14 protein-coding genes and 1 pseudogene are annotated in these 16,052 nt (G+C 67.2%); 6 read left to right on the forward strand and 9 right to left on the reverse strand.

Annotation, left to right across the window (positions count from 1 at the left end; all coding sequences use genetic code 11):
- Nucleotides 1–205: 205 nt before the first annotated feature.
- The 6 genes and pseudogenes from P3W85_RS45460 to P3W85_RS03900 form a co-directional block, all read right to left on the reverse strand.
- A pseudogene (locus P3W85_RS45460) lies at nt 206–379 on the reverse strand (transcriptional regulator); the annotation flags it as partial.
- Nucleotides 313–1,302: a phosphatidylglycerol lysyltransferase domain-containing protein gene (locus tag P3W85_RS03880; protein WP_430869488.1), complete on the reverse strand. Its 990-nt coding sequence runs from the start codon at nt 1,300–1,302 to the stop codon at nt 313–315. The gene P3W85_RS03880 and the pseudogene P3W85_RS45460, both read right to left, overlap by 67 nt.
- The gene (locus P3W85_RS03885; RefSeq protein WP_276263796.1) at nt 1,212–2,024 is read right to left on the reverse strand and encodes a TIGR03084 family metal-binding protein; all 813 of its coding nucleotides are present in this window, start codon (nt 2,022–2,024) and stop codon (nt 1,212–1,214) included. The genes P3W85_RS03880 and P3W85_RS03885 overlap by 91 nt, the downstream gene beginning before the upstream one ends.
- A gap of 213 nt (nt 2,025–2,237) precedes the next feature.
- Nucleotides 2,238–3,008 carry an AraC family transcriptional regulator gene (locus P3W85_RS03890; protein ID WP_276263797.1) on the reverse strand — a complete coding sequence of 257 codons (771 nt, stop codon included), beginning with the start codon at nt 3,006–3,008 and terminating at the stop codon, nt 2,238–2,240.
- Nucleotides 3,009–3,281: 273 nt separating this feature from the next.
- Nucleotides 3,282–5,105: an acyclic terpene utilization AtuA family protein gene (locus tag P3W85_RS03895; protein ID WP_276263798.1), complete on the reverse strand. Its 1,824-nt coding sequence runs from the start codon at nt 5,103–5,105 to the stop codon at nt 3,282–3,284.
- Between the two features lie 180 nt (nt 5,106–5,285).
- Nucleotides 5,286–6,755 (reverse strand): M20 family metallopeptidase, encoded by a 1,470-nt coding sequence (locus P3W85_RS03900; protein WP_276263802.1) that lies wholly within the window; start codon nt 6,753–6,755, stop codon nt 5,286–5,288.
- A 236-nt stretch (nt 6,756–6,991) separates the two neighbouring features.
- Here P3W85_RS03900 and P3W85_RS03905 point away from each other — a divergent pair, with 236 nt between their 5' ends.
- Nucleotides 6,992–8,560 (forward strand): fatty acid--CoA ligase, encoded by a 1,569-nt coding sequence (locus tag P3W85_RS03905; protein WP_017229771.1) that lies wholly within the window; start codon nt 6,992–6,994, stop codon nt 8,558–8,560.
- 311 nt (nt 8,561–8,871) lie between these two features.
- Here P3W85_RS03905 and P3W85_RS03910 read toward each other — a convergent pair whose 3' ends face one another.
- Nucleotides 8,872–9,855 carry a DNA-binding protein gene (locus P3W85_RS03910; RefSeq protein WP_276263799.1) on the reverse strand — a complete coding sequence of 328 codons (984 nt, stop codon included), beginning with the start codon at nt 9,853–9,855 and terminating at the stop codon, nt 8,872–8,874.
- A gap of 254 nt (nt 9,856–10,109) precedes the next feature.
- Between P3W85_RS03910 and P3W85_RS03915 the strand changes: the two genes are divergently transcribed.
- The 3 genes from P3W85_RS03915 (at nt 10,110) to P3W85_RS03925 (ending at nt 12,354) form a co-directional block, all read left to right on the forward strand.
- Nucleotides 10,110–11,165: a site-specific integrase gene (locus P3W85_RS03915; RefSeq protein ID WP_276263803.1), complete on the forward strand. Its 1,056-nt coding sequence runs from the start codon at nt 10,110–10,112 to the stop codon at nt 11,163–11,165.
- A gap of 193 nt (nt 11,166–11,358) precedes the next feature.
- Nucleotides 11,359–11,781 (forward strand): hypothetical protein, encoded by a 423-nt coding sequence (locus tag P3W85_RS03920; protein ID WP_276263800.1) that lies wholly within the window; start codon nt 11,359–11,361, stop codon nt 11,779–11,781.
- A gap of 153 nt (nt 11,782–11,934) precedes the next feature.
- On the forward strand, nt 11,935–12,354 hold the full coding sequence (locus P3W85_RS03925; protein WP_017229775.1) for a hypothetical protein: 420 nt from the start codon (nt 11,935–11,937) through the stop codon (nt 12,352–12,354).
- A 31-nt stretch (nt 12,355–12,385) separates the two neighbouring features.
- Here the strand turns inward: P3W85_RS03925 and P3W85_RS03930 are convergent, their stop codons facing one another.
- Nucleotides 12,386–12,568, reverse strand: a complete 183-nt coding sequence (locus P3W85_RS03930; protein WP_017229776.1) for a hypothetical protein — start codon at nt 12,566–12,568, stop codon at nt 12,386–12,388.
- A 154-nt stretch (nt 12,569–12,722) separates the two neighbouring features.
- Nucleotides 12,723–13,526 carry a sulfite exporter TauE/SafE family protein gene (locus P3W85_RS03935; RefSeq protein ID WP_276263804.1) on the reverse strand — a complete coding sequence of 268 codons (804 nt, stop codon included), beginning with the start codon at nt 13,524–13,526 and terminating at the stop codon, nt 12,723–12,725.
- Between the two features lie 124 nt (nt 13,527–13,650).
- Here P3W85_RS03935 and P3W85_RS03940 point away from each other — a divergent pair, with 124 nt between their 5' ends.
- Nucleotides 13,651–14,508 (forward strand): AraC family transcriptional regulator, encoded by an 858-nt coding sequence (locus P3W85_RS03940; RefSeq protein ID WP_276263801.1) that lies wholly within the window; start codon nt 13,651–13,653, stop codon nt 14,506–14,508.
- Nucleotides 14,509–14,727: 219 nt separating this feature from the next.
- Nucleotides 14,728–16,047 carry an alpha-hydroxyketone-type quorum-sensing autoinducer synthase gene (gene cqsA, locus P3W85_RS03945; RefSeq protein WP_346430233.1) on the forward strand — a complete coding sequence of 440 codons (1,320 nt, stop codon included), beginning with the start codon at nt 14,728–14,730 and terminating at the stop codon, nt 16,045–16,047.
- The last annotated feature ends 5 nt before the right edge of the window (nt 16,048–16,052 follow it).

Here is a 16,052-nt window from a genome sequence, read left to right on the forward strand (position 1 = left end):
AGGCCCTGCAGGCCTGTCTCAACCCACCCAGTCCCAAGAGCCCGACGCCACTCCGCCTTTAGGCCCTGCAGACCTGTCTCAACCCACCCAGTCCCAAGAGCCCGACACCACTCCGCCTTTAGGCCCTGCAACCCTAAATAATACCCAAAAAAAATCCCGAGCCGCCCACGCCAACCACATCGCTTAACCTTTAAACAGCAGCCATTTAAGCCGTAGCGTGATGCTCAAGCTCAACGGAAAGCCGCATGCCAATGGTCTTCAGCACGGCCAGCAGCGTCCTGAGCGTCGGATCGCCCTTTGGGGACAACGCGCTCAGTCCACCCGCAGCCTCACCCGGTACTTCGGCAGCAAGGCGCTCGGCGCATACGAAATCTTGGTCTGCCGGAAGTTGTCCAACCCCATGTCCTGCTCGAAATTCAGCCATGCGACCGGCCGGGCGAAGGCTGTGCAGAAATGCTGGAACATGTACTGGTAGATGCCCTTGCAGGTATCCAGTCCCTTGGCAAAGCGCATGGCGAAGACCGCCGGGCGGATCTCCTGCGCCAGCACGAAGCCCGCCGGCTGGCCGGCCACTTCGTACAGGAAGCCTTCCAGGCCGAGCGCATCGGCCAGTTGCAGCGCCTCGCAGCACGGCGCGTCGTCGGCTTCGCCGTCGGCCTTGCGCTTGGCCTGCATCCAGCCCGCATGCACGGCCATGGCCTCGCCGGCCAGGCCCGTGTGGTAAGGACGGGCGGTTACCGTATGCGCGGCCAGAAGCTGTTTTACCAGGTTGCGCTTCTTGGCCAGGGTGGTGCCGCGATAGGCGGCAAAGTTGGCCGCCGGATAGAGGTAATCCGCATCGGCCCGCGCTTCGCTCCAGGTGAAGATGCCCGGGTCGAGCCGAGCCACCTGGTTCGTGGAGAGCGGATAAAGGCAATCGTGCTCGCGCAGCAGCGCACGCACGACCGGCAGCGGTGTTGTCTCCAGCGTGAACAGCGGTAGCGCGTGGCGGGCGCCGTCGTAAGTCAGGCCGCTGACATGAGGATAGTCGCCGCCGACGTAACGGTAGGCGTGCGCCTGCCTGAACAGGAACAGGTTGGCGAAGGCGTGCTCGGACAGGCAGGTCTCGCCCGGGTCCGCGTTGAGCGCGCGCAAGGCCCGGTCGATCCCGGCAGCCAGCGCCGGCGAAAGTGGCACGCCGGCCGCCATGCGCAACGCGGCTTCGGGCGCGTTCACCCTGCCGTCGCCGTTCGCACGACGCGCGTGCCGGCAGCGGGCCCGGTGGCAGGCGGTCCAGCGAAGCACTGGGCCTGCGCCAGCCATTGCTGCGCCGGGCCGGGACTGTATTGCAGCCGGGTATCGTCCAGGTGGCGGCGCTGCGTGACCAGCAGGCAGAAGTCCTCGGCGCTGCCGCGCACGAAGTTGTCCGCCTGCGGCTCGTTCCACGTCCATTGCCCGCCATCGGGCGCGCTCAGCTCCACATAGGGCGCGGCCCCGGGCACCGGCTCGCCGCGGTTGACGAAGGTCCAGCCATAGGTGGTGGCGCCAATATGCGCGATATGCCTGAGGCGGGCAGTCGGCGCGCGCACCTGCCCGACCGTATCCCAGACATCCTGCCCATGCGCCCACGTCTCCATCAGCCGCGCGGTGGCGAAGCTGCGCGCGCTCATGGGCGGCCCGTACCAGGGCAGGCGCGCCTTGGGATCCAGCGCGCAGAGGGTCTGTACCAGGTGCCGGTACAGGGGCTGCCAGTGCGCCAGCAGCGCCGGGCCGTCGAGATGGCCGTACACCTCGCGCGCCACCGCGCTGATATGCCCACCCGCCGCCATCAGCGTGTTGAGCGCCTGCGCGTCGCGCAGGAAGCCCTCCGGGTCGGTGGCGGCCTGCAGCGCGGTCTGGTCGAAGTAGCACAGGTGGGCGATCTCGTCCCACGCGCTCCAGCCGTAGAAGGCGCTGGGCTGGCGCCATTGCGCGGGCGTGAGCGTGGCGGCGAGCGCGCCCAGCTCGCTGTATTCGGCCAGCAGGTCCTGGCAGGTGTCTTTCATGGTCTGGTATCCGGCTGGTTCTTGCTCTTGCAGTGGGATGGCTCGTTGTCGTTCACCGCGCTTCGCCATATTGCCATTGCCGGCGGCATCCCGCCCGCGGCAGCGGGGCGGACCGATTCCGGGGGCCGGTGGCAGGTTCGATTCCGGCGCGCGGCACGCCCGTGGTCTTGTGAAAAGTGGTTGCCGCGCCCTGCTCTCCGGCGCGTTCCGGGCCTAGGCAGCCTGGTAAGCCGCCGTGCGCGGCATGCCGTGCAGTGCCAGCCTGCGCGACCCGGCAAAGATATCCCGCGGCTTGAGCCCGTACACGCGGCGGATGGAGTGGCTGAAATGGGTGGAATCCGGATAGCCGGTGTCTAGCGCGACATCCGCCAGGTTGGCCTCCTGGGTGACGTAGTGCAGCAGGCTGCGGGCGCGTTTCCAGGTGCGGAAGGTGCGGAATGGCGTCCCAATTTCCGCCTTGAACAAGTGGAGGAAGCGCGAAAACGACAAATTGGCCTCGCGTGCATGGTCGGTGGCGGCGCTGCGGCCGCCCGGTTCGCCCTTGATCTGGCGCACGGCCGCATCGATGCGCGGATCGAGCGTGCGCGGGGCCAGCGGCCCGCCAAGCATCAACGTGTCCAGCAGGCAGGGATCCAGCGCCGGACGCCGCATGCCGCGCAGCTGGGCGATCAGGTCGCGCGCATGCTGCGCCTGCCGCGGGGCCGCCAGCGCGCCGCCGGGGCCGCGCAAGAGCGGCGGCAGCCGCGACATGTCCACGGTTTCGGGTTCGATCAGGAAGCCGCAGAGGGTGCGGCTGTCGGACACAATGCGGTGCGGCGCGTACGGCGGCACCATGGCTATCTCGGCCGTCTCCCAGGCGCCATCCGCCACGCTCAGGCGAAACGGCGCGTCCAGCGCCACGTACAGCAGGATGGCGCCGATGGCGCGCACCGACGGCGCGCCAAGCAGCCCGACGTACAGGACGCGATCGGGGTCCAGCCACATAAAGCTTCCGCTCGGCCGGTCACCGGAGCGGGCCGTCGCGTCTCGCAGGGATTCCAACGTTGGCAGCATCTCGGTCTCACACTGTTCACGGTGCGCGCTGTCGCGCGGGCAGGCACCTGGTTCGGCAAGAAGGGGCAAGCGCCGGGCACGCATCGCGAATGATCGCAAATCGCACCCGGAGGCCTGCAGGCCTCCAGCATCATGCCAGCGATGGCAGCCGAGCAGCCGGCGGATGGGGGTTTATCCCGATGCTCGCACGGCTTGCGCCCCGGCTTATGCGCCCCGCGCCCGGGCCAGTTCCGGCGGCACCCGCACCGGCATCGCCAGCAGGACCTGTCCCATGCCCTTGCCGAGCGGATCGTTGCGCAGCGAGGCCATGCCGCCGCCGCCGAGCGCCTGTTCGCAGAGGAAGTTGAAGGCGCCGATGCCGGGCAGGAAGTAACGCGTCACCCTGCCCTTGACGTTATGGGCCAGGAAGGCCGCCACCGCGGTCTCGGTGAGCTGCGCCGCGATCAGCGGCAGGTAGGCGGGGTCGCGCGGGATGATGCCGATGTTGGAGAAGTCGCCCTTGTCGCCGCTGCGTCCGTAGGCGAGCCGGATCAGGGGCACCTCGATCCAGTCTGCGCCAGGTACCTGCGCGCCGGATGCGGAACGTGGTCCATCCATGACCGGGTCTGCCTCCGTTGTGTCGGCCCCTGCGGCGCAAGCCGCCGGCAATGGCACCGGCTGATCGTCGAGCCAGACCGCTGGCTGCACCCGCTCTTTCGGCACCAGGAAAGGAAACTGCTTGATCGCCAGGCTGACCGACGGCCTGCCGCCCACGCCCGTCGTGCCGGGCGACCAGGAGGTGCCGGCCGGCGCGATTTCGCGGGCAAACAGTTCCAGCGCGCGTTTGTCCGGGTGGGTCACGGCCAGCCACATCACCGCCTCGAAGAGCGTCGGCTGTGGCACATGCGGTCCAAAGGATGCGGCCGTGCCAAGCACGTCCAGCCGGGTTTCCGTGAAATCCGGCATGCCGGCCCGGGCCAGCAGCGCGCGGGTGCGCTCCAGGAAGGCCTCGCCGCTGCGGCGGGCCTTGCGCACGGCATCGAAACCGACGATGGTCAGCTGGGCCGAGCAACGGTAGCCGTCGGCATAGGTGGCCGACACCTTGTAGCTCGGGGTGGGTGCGCGGCCCCTGGCGCCCTGCACTTCCACCAGGTCCGCGCCGGCCTGGCGCAGGGTCACGCCAGTGAAGTCGCAGACTACGTCGGGCAGCAGGTAGGCGGCGGGATCGCCGATTTCGTACAGCATCTGCTCGCCGACGGTGGCGGGGCTGACCAGCCCGCCGGTACCGGGCGGCTTGCCGACCAGGAAGGTGCCGTCGGCCCGGCAGGCCACCACCGGGTAGCCGATATTGGCCCAGTCCGGCACCTGTTCCCAGTCCGTGTGCAGGCCGCCGGTGGCCTGGCAGCCGCACTCGATGATGTGCCCCGCCAGGCTGCCCGCGGCCAGCAGATCATAGTCGGTCGGGCTCCAGCCGAACTCGTGCATCAGCACGCCCAGCGTCACCGCGCTATCCACGCAGCGGCCGGTGATCACGATATCGGCGCCGGCGTCCAGCGCCGCCTGGATCGGCAAGGCGCCCAGGTAGGCGTTGGCGGTCAGGACGCGCGCGGGCATGGCGGCGCCGCTCTGCATGTCCCGCACCCCGGTCGCGCGCAGCGCCTCCAGTTGCGGCATCAGGTCATCGCCCTCTACCACCGCCACCCGCGCCGGCACGCCCAGCTCCTCCGCCAGCTTGCGCACCGCCGCCGCGCAGGCGCGCGGATTGACGCCGCCGGCGTTGCTGACGATACAGATCCCTTGCGCCATGGCCGGCTTGAGCACAGCCCGCAGGGCGCCGGTGACGAAGTCCAGCGCATAGCCGGCCTCCGGGTTTTTCAGCCGCGCGGCGGCCAGCAGCGACATGGTGAGTTCGGCAAGGTAGTCGAATACGAGGTAGTCGACCTTCCCTTTCTCCACCAGTTGCGCGGGGCCGATCGCACTGTCGCCCCAGAAGCCCGAAGCGCCGCCGATGCGCACGTCTTCCCTGCCCTGCCGAGTCTTTCCGTTCATGGTTCCGTCCGATCCGTCCAATCCGTCCATTGCGTGGTTGGTCTGGGCTGAGGTCTGGCGGAACGCACACGCCAGCCAACCCGACGCAGCCACGATAGCGGCGCCGGACCGGCGTGTCTTGTGTCAATTGGCTCATGCTGCCGGGCGGTTGCCGGGCTGCTCCCGGCCGCGCCGAAGCGCTCAGGGCGCGGCGGCAATCACCCCTGCCACGGCCGCGGTGAGCTTCTTGGCATAGGGCACATGCAGGAACTCGTTGGGGCCATGGGCATTCGATTTCGGGCCCAGCACGCCACAGACCATGAACTGGGCGTGGGGAAAGCCTGCCTTCAAGGTGTTCATGAGCGGGATGGTGCCACCCTGGCCGATGTAGCCGCAATCCGCACCATAGTGCTCGCGCGATACGCCGTTGAGGGCCGATGCCAGCCACGGCGCCAGCTCCGGCGCGCTCCAGCCGCTGGCCGCCCCGGCATCGGGGCGGAAGGTCACGCTGGCGTTATAAGGCGGGTCGAATTCGAGCAGGGCCTTGAGATCGGCCACGGCCTGGCTTGCTTCCACCAGCGGCGGCAGCCGCAGCGACAGCTTGAACGCCGTGCGCGGGCGCAGCACATTGCCGGCATCGGCCAGCGCCGGCAGTCCGGCCGCACCGGTCACCGACAGCGAGGGCCGCCAGGTGGAGTTCAGCAGTACCTCGCGCGCGTCTCCGGTGACGGGTAGCACCGGCCGTCCATCCTGGCCGCAGGCCCATGGCAGGCTCTTCCAGACCTCGTCGCCCAGGACGCGCGCGGTGGCCTCGGCTTCGCGCAGGCGCTGCGGCGGAATCGGGCAATGAAAGGCGGCGGGCAGCAGGTTGCCGGTGGCGGCGTCCTCCAGCCGCTCGAACAACTGGCGCATGATGCGGAAGCTCGACGGCGCGATGCCGCCGTTGGAGCCGGAATGGATACCTTCGTCCAGCACTTCCACCTCCAGGTCGCCTGCCACGAGGCCGCGCAGCGATGTGGTCAGCCAGAGCTGGTCGTAGTTGCCCGCGCCGGAGTCCAGGCAGACCACCAGCGACACCTTGCCGAGCCGCTCGCGCAGCGCATCGACATAGGGCAGCAGGTCGTAACTGCCTGATTCCTCGCAGGTTTCGATCAGGCCCACACAGCGCGGGCGTTCGATGCCCTGTGCATCCAGCGCCGCCAGCGCGGTCAGGCTGGCGTAGATGGCATAGCCATCGTCGGCGCCGCCGCGGCCATACAGCTTGCCGTTCTCGAGTTTCGGGGTCCAGGGCCCCAGGTCATTGCGCCAGCCCGAGAATTCGGGCTGCTTGTCCAGGTGGCCGTACAACACGATGGTTTCCGTACTGCCGGAACGCGTGGCGGCCGATTCGAAGAAGATCACCGGCGTGCGGCCGGGCAGTCTGACGATTTCCAGCCTGAGGCCACGCACCGGCTGCCGCTCCGCCCATGTCGCCGCCTCGGTCACCGCCCGTTCGATAAAGCCGTGGCGCGCCCAGTCGGGATCGAAGGCGGGGCTCTTGGCCGGTACCGCGATGTAGTCGGTCAGCGCCGGCACGATTTCGTCGTTCCATTTGCGCTCGACGAAGTTGCGCAGTTGCGCCGCATCGAGGACGGGCTTTTGCTGGGTAGCGGGCTCGGTGGCCGGGGTCATCATGGGATCCTTTCGTTCAGCTGCAACGGTTGCCGGCGCCGGGAGCGCCGGCGTGCATGGCCAAAACTGTAGCGCGTTCCGTCCGCCAGGACGAGCCCGCAGGCATACCACCGCCGATCCATATATGCACAGTGCTAATCGTTATTTCCAAATTTGTGGCGCTCACTTTATATTCGTCCGCTTTCGCCGGATGGCCCAGCGAGGCCATCCTCCCCCACCGCAGCCGGAGCCTTACCTTGACGCACGTCCTTACGCTGGGCGACACCCTTTCCTGGCCGGCGCGCTACCTGCCGCGCAAAACCGCCCTGGTGGCCGGCACGGGCGCGTCGCGCCGTACCTGGACCTACGCCGAACTCGATGCCGAGGTCAACCGGCATGCCCATGGGCTGCTGTCAACCGGCGTGGGGCCCGGCGACGTGGTGGCAGCCTTCCTCTACAACACGCCAGCCTTCGTGTTCAGCCTGCTGGCGGCGGCCCGTATCGGCGCGGTCTTCAACCCGGTCAATTACCGGCTGGCGGCGCAGGAACTGGCCTTCATCCTGTCCGATGGCAAGGCTGCCGCGCTGCTGTTCGAGCAGGAAGGTGCTGCCGTGGTGGAAAAGGCGGTGGAGCTGGCGCCCGGCACGGCGCGCTGGATCTACGCCGACGACGGCGCCGCGCCAGCTTTCGCCACCCACGCACTGGCCGCGCTGGCCGGGGGCCAGTCCAGCCATGCGCCGCAGATCGCCGTCGGCGAGGACGATCCCTGCATCCTGATGTACACCAGCGGCACCACCGGCCGGCCCAAGGGCGTGCTGCACACCCATCGAAGCAAGCTCGCGCACAACGCCATGATGCATCAGGCCATGACGCTCTCGCGCGAGGACGTGGGCCTGTCGATCGCCCCGCTCAACCACACGGCCGAGCTGCACACCAGCTTCCTGCCGCGCCTGCAACTGGGCGCCACGCAGGTATTGCAGCGCCGCTTCGACGCCGGCGAGGCCTGGCAACTGGTGGAAGCGGAGAAGGTCACGCACTTCTTTGCCGCGCCGACCATGGTGAGCATGCTGCTCAACCACCCCGATGCGCAGCGACGCGACTTGTCGTCGCTGCGGCTGGTCGAGTACGGCGGCGCATCGATGGCGCCGCACCTGATCCGCGAGTGGGATCGCACCGTAGGCGCGGGGCTGGTGCAGGTTTATGGCACCACCGAGATGGGGCCGTGCATGTCGGTGCTGTATCCGCACGAGCAACTCAGCCACGCCGGCTCGGCCGGCCTGCCCTCGCTCAACCATGACCTGGTCGTGGCCGCCCTGCGCGAAGACAGCGAGCCTACCGACCCCGCCGAGCGCTGCGCGCCCGGCGAGGTCGGTGAAATCCTGGTGCGCGGCCCGTGCATGATGGCCGGCTACCTGAACCGCCCGGACGCCAACGCCCGCGCCCTTGCCCACGGCTGGTACCACACCGGCGACCTCGGCAGCCTGGACGCCGATGGCTACCTGTGGATCCGCGACCGGATCGACTACATGATCAACTCCGGCGCCGAAAACGTGTATCCGCGCGAGGTCGAGGACGCCCTGATCGAACATCCGGCCGTGCTGGAAGTCGCCGTGATCGGCGAGGCGGATGCGACCTGGGGGCAGGTGGTCTGCGCCTACGTGGTGGGCAAGGCCGGGGCCGAGGCCAATGCGGAGGTGCTTGATGGCTTCCTCGTGCACGGAGACCGGCTGGCAGCCTACAAGCGTCCGCGCCGCTATCACTTCGTGGATGCGTTGCCGAAAACCACCAGCGGGAAGATTCAGAAGCATTTGCTGCGGGTGGCGTGAGCGGGTGGGGCGTGTGCCCCTGCAGCATTCCTTATGGACCAGATAGATATGGTCGATATCTCGTGTATCAGGCGAACAAGAGAGCTTTGCTAGGGGCGGATCTGGACAAAATCCATATATATCAATAGTTTGTGGCAGAAGGTGAACGGATCACATTAGCATCTTGCCATGCCAGCCATTGCGTTTGAATGTGATAACGCGTTGCCTCGATTTTTCCATGTAAACATCATTTTAATCATAGGGTTATCTGATATTCCTGCTGTTTTACTTACGATTGCCCCAGTAAGTCGCGGCTGCGGATTCCTCTCGCGTCAGGCGCCAAGCCGCGTCCGCCGCACCGGGCGGATCGGCCTGGCACGGCCAGCGCCCTGCCGCGCCGGCGAGCGTCTTGCCCGAACGGCTTCAGGCTCCGCGCTGCCGCGGCTCTCCAGCAACTGCCGGTACTCTGCCAGCAAGCTGTCTTGCTGCCTGACCCGTTCGTCCAGTACGGCCAACGCATTCCCAAGCCTGGAAACTTCCTCAGCGAGCCGCCCCGCGGTCTCTGCGGCTTCCGCCAGCTTCTGCTGACCGGCCTTCCGCTCGTTGTCCAGCAGTCGCTGCCCTTCCCTTGCCGCCACACGCGCGGCGTCCAGTTCCAGCGCCATGCGCCGTTCGTTGGCGTTCGAGCGCTCGGTGATGATCTCGCGTTCCTTGTCCCAGGCCGCGCGCTGGCTCGCGGTATCGCGCAGCAGCGCATCTTTCTCTACCTGCGCGCGGGCCAGTGTGGCGCGTAGCGCGTCGTTGTCCTCCTGCCCGGCGAGCAACTGCGCTTCGGCACGGGCCGCGCGTTCGCCGGCTTCGTCCCGGGCGCGCGCCAGTTCGGCCTGTGCCCTGTCAGCGGCTTCCAGCTTGGCTTCCAGCACGGCGCGTTCCTGCGCCAGGGCGGCCTGCCCGGCTTCCAGTTCCTCCTGCGCCTGCTGCAGCGCGGCCTCCCGCCCGGCATAGCTGGCGGTCACGGCAGCCCTGGCCTCCGCCTGCGCTGCTTCCCACAGGTAGCGGGCCGCCTGGTTCACCGGTTCGGGCAAATCGGCCGGCGCGGCAAAAGCCTGCGGATCCTGCAGGCGCGCGCCAAGGCCGGCGAACCAGGCGTCCAGGTGCGGACTGACCGTATTTGGCGAGCCCCGCCCCAGATGCAGCCGGATCCGCTCGATGGTCGGGCGCTGGCCGGCCAGCAGCAAGGCGTCGGCGGCTTGCCAGACGTCTTGGCGGGTGATGGCGCGGGAGCGCGTAGCGGCGGAAAGATTGGCGTTTTGCATGGTTCTGGCAAGTTCTCCGGTGGCATGCAGGCAGGCCACCTGGATAAGGCACGATAAGGAATAGTTATCGTGCCTTATCCATTGATGTTGTATAATTTAATACAGCATACATCATATTTATTATGAAATATCGGAATTTCTCGGCAGACCCGGAGGAAACGGCAGAATGCCCCCCAAAGCATGCCGGCGCATCCCTCGTGGCGCCGGCACAGGCCGATCTGCCCGCGCCGCTCCATCCGTCCGAACTTGATCCGATGGGGCGCGCGGCCGCCGAGGCGCTGTACCGCGAAGGGGAATCCGCCAACACGGTGACCAGCTACCGGTCCGCCCTGCGCTACTGGGCGGGCTGGTTCGCGCTGCGCTACGGCCAGCCGATCGCCCTGCCCTTGGCGCCGGCGGTCGTCATCCAGTTCGTGGTCGACCACGCCACGCGCACTACGCCGCAGGGGCCGGTCAGCGAACTGCCACCGGCCATCGACACCGCGCTGGTTGCCCGCGGACTCAAGGCGCGCACCGGGCCGCCCGCGCTGGCCACGCTGATGCATCGCCTGGCGGTGATTGCCAAAGCCCACCAACTGGAAAACGCAGCCAATCCCTGCGCCGATCCCGCCGTGCGCGAACTGGTGGCGCGCACGCGCCGCGCCTATGCAAAGCGGGGCGAGCGTCCGGCACGCAAGGCGGCGCTCACGCGCGAGCCCTTGGCCCGCCTGCTGGAGACTTGCGACGATTCGCTGATCGGCTTGCGAGATCGGGCTTTGCTGCTGTTCGCCTGGTCCAGCGGTGGCCGGCGGCGCTCCGAGGTGGCGGGCGCCACGCTAGCCGCCCTCACGCGCATGGGGCCGGGCGAGTTCGTCTATCAGCTGGGCTGGTCGAAGACCAACCAGGCCGGGGCGGATTTGCCCGACAACGCCAAGCCGGTCGTTGGTGCCGCCGGCGCCGCGCTGGAGGCGTGGTTGCACGCATCGGCAATCCGTGACGGCGCCATCTTCCGGCGCATTCGCCGCGGCGGCCATGTGGGGGAGGCGCTGTCGGATGCGGCCGTGCGCAAGATCGTCAAGCAGCGCTGCGAGGCGGCTGGGCTGGATGGAGATTTCTCGGCGCATTCGCTGCGCTCCGGCTTCGTGACCGAGGCCGCCGCGCGGCAGGTGCCGCTGGCCGAAACCATGGCCATGACCGGACACACCAGCGTGGCTACGCTGGTGCGGTACTTCCGTGCGGCCGACGCACGGCGCTCGACGGCGGCCGACCTGATGGGCGAACTGGCAGACGATGACGGACGAGCGGAATCCGGTAGCGCGAAACCGCGCTGAACGTTGCCGCACTATTGCCGTACTCCCGCGGCGGCTGGACAAGCCGTGCCCGGCGAATAAGAATGTGGGCCGGGCTGGAATCGCCTGGCGCTGCGTGAATGCCCTGGCCGGCGCGCATGCCGCGATCTGCCGCGTACCGGCGTGTCGACGATTCCAGGACGATCGCCGTTCGCGGCATCCACGGGAGACCGCCATGCGGCATTGCCTTGTCTTGTTCATGCTCTGCGCGTGCATGGGTTTCGCCCATGCGGGCAAATGCGTCAGCGGCAGCAAGACGCTCTATACCGATACGGCCTGCCCGCCGGGCTGGCAGGGGGCGGCGCTGGGCGGCAACCTGTCGCGGATCAGCCCCGAGCCGGCTACCGATGAAGCCAACCGGCAGTTCCTGCAGAGCCGCGAGGCCGAGGAACGCGAATACCAGGCGCGCATCGCGCGTGAACAGGCCGACGCGGCGCGGGCCGAGTACAAGCAGTGCAATTGGCTGGGCAGTCAGTTGCGGCAGCTGGAAGCCGACTATGGCATGAGGCGGCGGGCACGCCTGCCGAAGGAAGAACAGGAGGGCTACCGCCAGCGCCAGCGCGCCTTGCGCGAGCAGCAGGCGCGGCTGCGCTGCTGACATCCGCGCGATATACCCCGCAAAAGCGCAGCGCTGTCAGCCCTGATCCCCCGGGTTGCCCGGCATTCCGCTGCAGGGCCGGCCTATCTATACTGGCAGGCGGGCCGAATGCCGGCCCCTGTACTCCAGGCCGCCGAGAATAGGAGAAGGGATATGCCACACGAACAGTTCCTCGCCAAGCAGGAAGATCGCCGCAGCGGATTGCGCGCCCTGCGCGCCGCGCTGCTGAAGGTGCACAAGGAAGTGATCGCGCTGAACCGCGCCGAATATGAACGCCTGCACGGCCCGATCCCGGCCGGGCTGTTCGTGCAGGTTGTGACCGAGGAGACCTATTTCCGCTGGCTCGACCCGCTCTCGCGGCTGATCATCGAGATCGACGAGGAACTGGAGGCACCGGAACACCACGATCAAACCTGCCGCGCCGTCGCGGCGGCCACCGAGAAGTTGTTTGGCCCGGACAGCGAGCCGACCTTTCGCGACCGTTACCAGCAAGCCCTGCAGGACGAATCCGGCGTCATCGTCGCGCATGGGCAATTGATGAAGGTGGTGGCGCAGCTACGGCAACTGGTCTAGGCGGGGGCGCCCAGCCGCCCTTGCTCCCGGGCTATTTCTGCCGGGGGGCGGAGCGCGGCGGGTGCACGGCGATCGGATCGCTCGCGGGGAAAGTTTCGCCGAGGGCTTCGTCCAGTTCGTCTTCCACATGACTGTCCTTGTCCCCCCGCGCCGGTGCCGTTTTCGGCGGTGCGGTGGGTGACGCTGGCTTGGTCGGCGCGGCAGGCTTGCTCATGACCCTGTCCTGAAACGATGAAGGTCCCTTGATCTTAGAGCGCTTTGTGGCGAGATGCCAATCCAAGCAAGCGCTGCTCCCACGGCTGTAGGGAGACGGCCCGAGCCGTTGCCGGCGGATGCCCATGGTGCGCGAGCGGCGTGCCTTGCGGCTTTCACTTGATCATCATGCTGGCCATCACCAGGGCCAGCAGCGCGATGTAGACGCGCGCATGGATCCGGTCGGGTATGCGTCCGACCCACCGCCCCGCCAGGCGGATGCCGGCCAGGGAACCGAGCGAAAGCAGCGCGAACGCGGCAAGATCGATATTGCCGAGATACCTGGGCCCCTGTGTGAGCGGCTGGTGCCAGGCCATGGCGGCATAGGTCAGCGTTCCCAGCACGGCAACCGGCAGGCTCAGGGGATTCGCCATGGCCGTGGCTTGCGTCATGCTCAGGCCGCGGCGGCGCAGCAGCGGCACTGTCATGACGCTGCCGCCCACGCCAAGAAAGGTGGCGACCACGCCGATCACCACGCCGCCTGCCACCGTTTGCGCCTGGCCGAGGGACCGCGGAGCACTTCCCGGCGCATGCGAGAGGAAACCCCGGCGCAGCAGGCAATCCGCCAGGGTAGCGGCAAGATAGGCAACAAAGGCAAAGCGGACGATATCCTCGCTGGCCAGGACGGCGGCCCCGGCTCCCACTACGGCGCCCAGGCCGATAAAGCCCGCCAGCGGCCAGATGTAGGGCGAAAGGATATTGCCTGCCAGACGGTGTTTGCGGGTGGCGAGCCAGGCATTCACGATCATCACCGCCGTCGACGTGGCCACGGCTACATGCATTGCCGCCGGGCCCGGGCCATCAGCGTTGGCGAGCGTGCGGTAAAGCAAGGGAACGACCACGAATCCCCCGCCAAAACCAAACAACACCGTGCTGACACCGGTCAGGCAGCCAAATAGTACAAAGAGGAGATAAAGCATCACACCGCAGGGACTCGTTGGGGAAACGGTCACGATACGGTGTCTGGTCATGGCCAGCTTTCGATGATTGGTCAATAATATTTGCGTTTCAGCCAATCCACGATCCACGCGATCCACGCGATCCATGCTCAACGTCCGCATTGACGATTTCGATCAGGTGCCCCGCCCCGTCGTTGCCATCGGGACCGACTACCCGAAAGGCTACCTGCTGCCCTGGCACACCCATCGCCGCGCGCAGTTGCTCTATGGCGCGACCGGCGTGATGCATGTCGCGACGCGGGAGGGGAACTGGATCGTCCCGCCGCAGCGGGCGGTGTGGATTCCTCCGGGGATGCTGCATGAAGTCCGGATGGTCGGGGTCAGCACACGCAGCCTGTATATCGAGCCCGGCGCCCTGCCGTGGCCGGGCGACGCCTGCCAGGTGGTCGGGGTGTCGCCCCTGGTGCGGCAGTTGTTGATTGGCGCCGTGGAGATGCGGGCGGAATACGATCCGGATGGCCGGGACGGGGCGCTGATCGCCCTGCTTCTGCATGAAATTGCGCGCATGACGGTATTGCCCCTGCACATTCCGTTACCCGCCGACGCGCGGCTCCTGCCGCTATGCCAGGCTTTTCTCGGGCAGCCCGACACCCACGACTCCCCACAGCGCTGGGCGCGGGAACTGCATATGAGCACGCGGACCTTCAGCCGGTTCTTCCGCGAACAGACCGGAATGGCGTTCTCCGAATGGCGCCAACGCGCCTGCGTGGTCCTTGCGCTGTCCCGGCTGGCGGCTGGCGAAGCCGTTACCCGTATTGCGCTCGATTTCGGCTACGACAGTCCGGCTGCTTTTTCGACGATGTTCCGTCGCGTGCTGGGCCATGCTCCGACGGAATATCTGCAGATGGAGGTGGCCGTGGCTGGCTCGTGCCCAGCTGTCGTCGCGCGTGCCGCAGCCCCCGTCCCTATCGACACGTCCACCGCAGGCCGCGCGCGCAAATAGCCGTGGTATGGCGGCGCTCCCCCCGCGCTACTGAGTTGACATGGCAGGAACGCCGGCACGCGGCAGAATAGCCTGTTGGCGCAACGTCACGCAGGCACCCATGTCCACCCCGGACCAGACATTGCAAACAATGGTGCGGGCCGCGTCTGCGTTGCGGCGAGCCATCGCCGGCCGGTTCGCGGCCGGCTCTTTGTCGGAAGTATATCCAAGGGGAAAATAATGAATAATACGGGCGCCGGTTATCGTCAAACGGGTAGTGCCTTACAGATGGCTGCAGCGTGGCCGGACTTCGTCACGGCTCGAGTGGCGGGGCACACGTTGGATCGGGTACAGAAGCGATGGGGTGGCAGCCATTTGCTGCACGGCCGGCAACCTGGACCCGACGCGGTTCATTTTTCGAGCAACGACTATCTTTGCCTGCTCGGCGAGCAGGCACTGGTGATGGCACAGAGCACGGCGATGCGCCGCCCGGAGAGCGAGTTGCTGATGTCGGCAATTTTCTTGCACGGGGACAATCCCGCCAGTCAGCTCGAGCGCAAGCTGGCGGCGTTCACCGGTGCCGAGGACAGCATCCTTTGTCAATCCGGGTGGGTAGCCAATGTGGGCCTTCTGCAAAGCATCGCCAATGAACGCACACCCGTCTATCTGGACATGCTGGCGCACATGTCACTATGGGAAGGCGCGCATGCAGCGCACGCCCGTGCGATTCCATTCATGCACAACGACGCCGAGCATGCGGAGCGCCAGATTCGCAAGGACGGCCCCGGGATCATCGTAGTTGACGCGGTCTACAGCACGAACGGCAGTCTCTGCCCGCTGGCCGAATTCGTGGAGGTGGCCGAACGCACCGGCAGCGTGCTGGTGGTCGACGAATCCCACTCATTAGGTACTCACGGTCCTGGCGGTGCTGGCCTGGTGGCTCAGCTTGGGCTCTCGCGCCGGGTCCACTTCCAGACGGCCAGCCTGGCCAAGGCCTTCGGCGGGCGCGCCGGGCTAATCACGTGCCCGTCTTCGTTCAAGGGCTATTTCGCTATGGAATCCCGTCCCGCAATCTTCAGCTCAGGGCTGCTGCATCATGAACTGGCCTGGTTCAATGCGGCTGCTGACTTTATTGCCGCAGCCGACGAGCGCCGCGCTCAGTTGCGTACTGTTTCAGCCGAAGCGCGGGAAGCGCTCGCCGGTCTGGGCTATAACGTATCGGCGGGTTCGGAGCAGATCATTGCGTTGGAGTCAGGCACCGAGCAGCAGACCATGGTGCTGCGCAATGCGCTCCAGTCGCGCGGCATCTTCGGCGCCGTGTTCTGCGCGCCTGCTACGGCGCGCGACCGGGCCTTGATGCGGCTGACCATGAATGCCTGCCTGACGGCGGTGGAAATCGAGCGGCTGATTCAGGTCTGCGCTGAGATCCGTGATGAAGTGGGACTGGCGAACTGGCGTTCGACGCGGTGCTTGCGCAGGGCGCCCCGTGCCAAACCAGCCACGGCCAGGCCGCCCGTAGTGCGCCATGACAGCCTGGAAGCCGCGCACGGTACCGTCTGACCGGT

This window comes from Cupriavidus basilensis, from assembly GCF_029335485.1.
Taxonomy (GTDB): Bacteria; Pseudomonadota; Gammaproteobacteria; order Burkholderiales; family Burkholderiaceae; genus Cupriavidus; species Cupriavidus basilensis_E.

What these genes read in the sequence shown, in the direction of transcription:
- P3W85_RS03935 (WP_276263804.1), bottom strand. Translation starts at nt 13,526, where the DNA reads ATGCTTTATCTCCTCTTTGTACTATTTGGCTGCCTGACCGGTGTCAGC.
- P3W85_RS03920 (WP_276263800.1), top strand. Translation starts at nt 11,359, where the DNA reads ATGCGGCATTGCCTTGTCTTGTTCATGCTCTGCGCGTGCATGGGTTTC.
- P3W85_RS03915 (WP_276263803.1), top strand. Translation starts at nt 10,110, where the DNA reads ATGGGGCGCGCGGCCGCCGAGGCGCTGTACCGCGAAGGGGAATCCGCC.
- P3W85_RS03925 (WP_017229775.1), top strand. Translation starts at nt 11,935, where the DNA reads ATGCCACACGAACAGTTCCTCGCCAAGCAGGAAGATCGCCGCAGCGGA.
- cqsA (WP_346430233.1), top strand. Translation starts at nt 14,728, where the DNA reads ATGAATAATACGGGCGCCGGTTATCGTCAAACGGGTAGTGCCTTACAG.
- P3W85_RS03930 (WP_017229776.1), bottom strand. Translation starts at nt 12,568, where the DNA reads ATGAGCAAGCCTGCCGCGCCGACCAAGCCAGCGTCACCCACCGCACCG.
- P3W85_RS03880 (WP_430869488.1), bottom strand. Translation starts at nt 1,302, where the DNA reads ATGGCTGGCGCAGGCCCAGTGCTTCGCTGGACCGCCTGCCACCGGGCC.
- P3W85_RS03885 (WP_276263796.1), bottom strand. Translation starts at nt 2,024, where the DNA reads ATGAAAGACACCTGCCAGGACCTGCTGGCCGAATACAGCGAGCTGGGC.
- P3W85_RS03940 (WP_276263801.1), top strand. Translation starts at nt 13,651, where the DNA reads ATGCTCAACGTCCGCATTGACGATTTCGATCAGGTGCCCCGCCCCGTC.
- P3W85_RS03890 (WP_276263797.1), bottom strand. Translation starts at nt 3,008, where the DNA reads ATGTGGCTGGACCCCGATCGCGTCCTGTACGTCGGGCTGCTTGGCGCG.
- P3W85_RS03895 (WP_276263798.1), bottom strand. Translation starts at nt 5,105, where the DNA reads ATGAACGGAAAGACTCGGCAGGGCAGGGAAGACGTGCGCATCGGCGGC.
- P3W85_RS03910 (WP_276263799.1), bottom strand. Translation starts at nt 9,855, where the DNA reads ATGCAAAACGCCAATCTTTCCGCCGCTACGCGCTCCCGCGCCATCACC.
- P3W85_RS03900 (WP_276263802.1), bottom strand. Translation starts at nt 6,755, where the DNA reads ATGACCCCGGCCACCGAGCCCGCTACCCAGCAAAAGCCCGTCCTCGAT.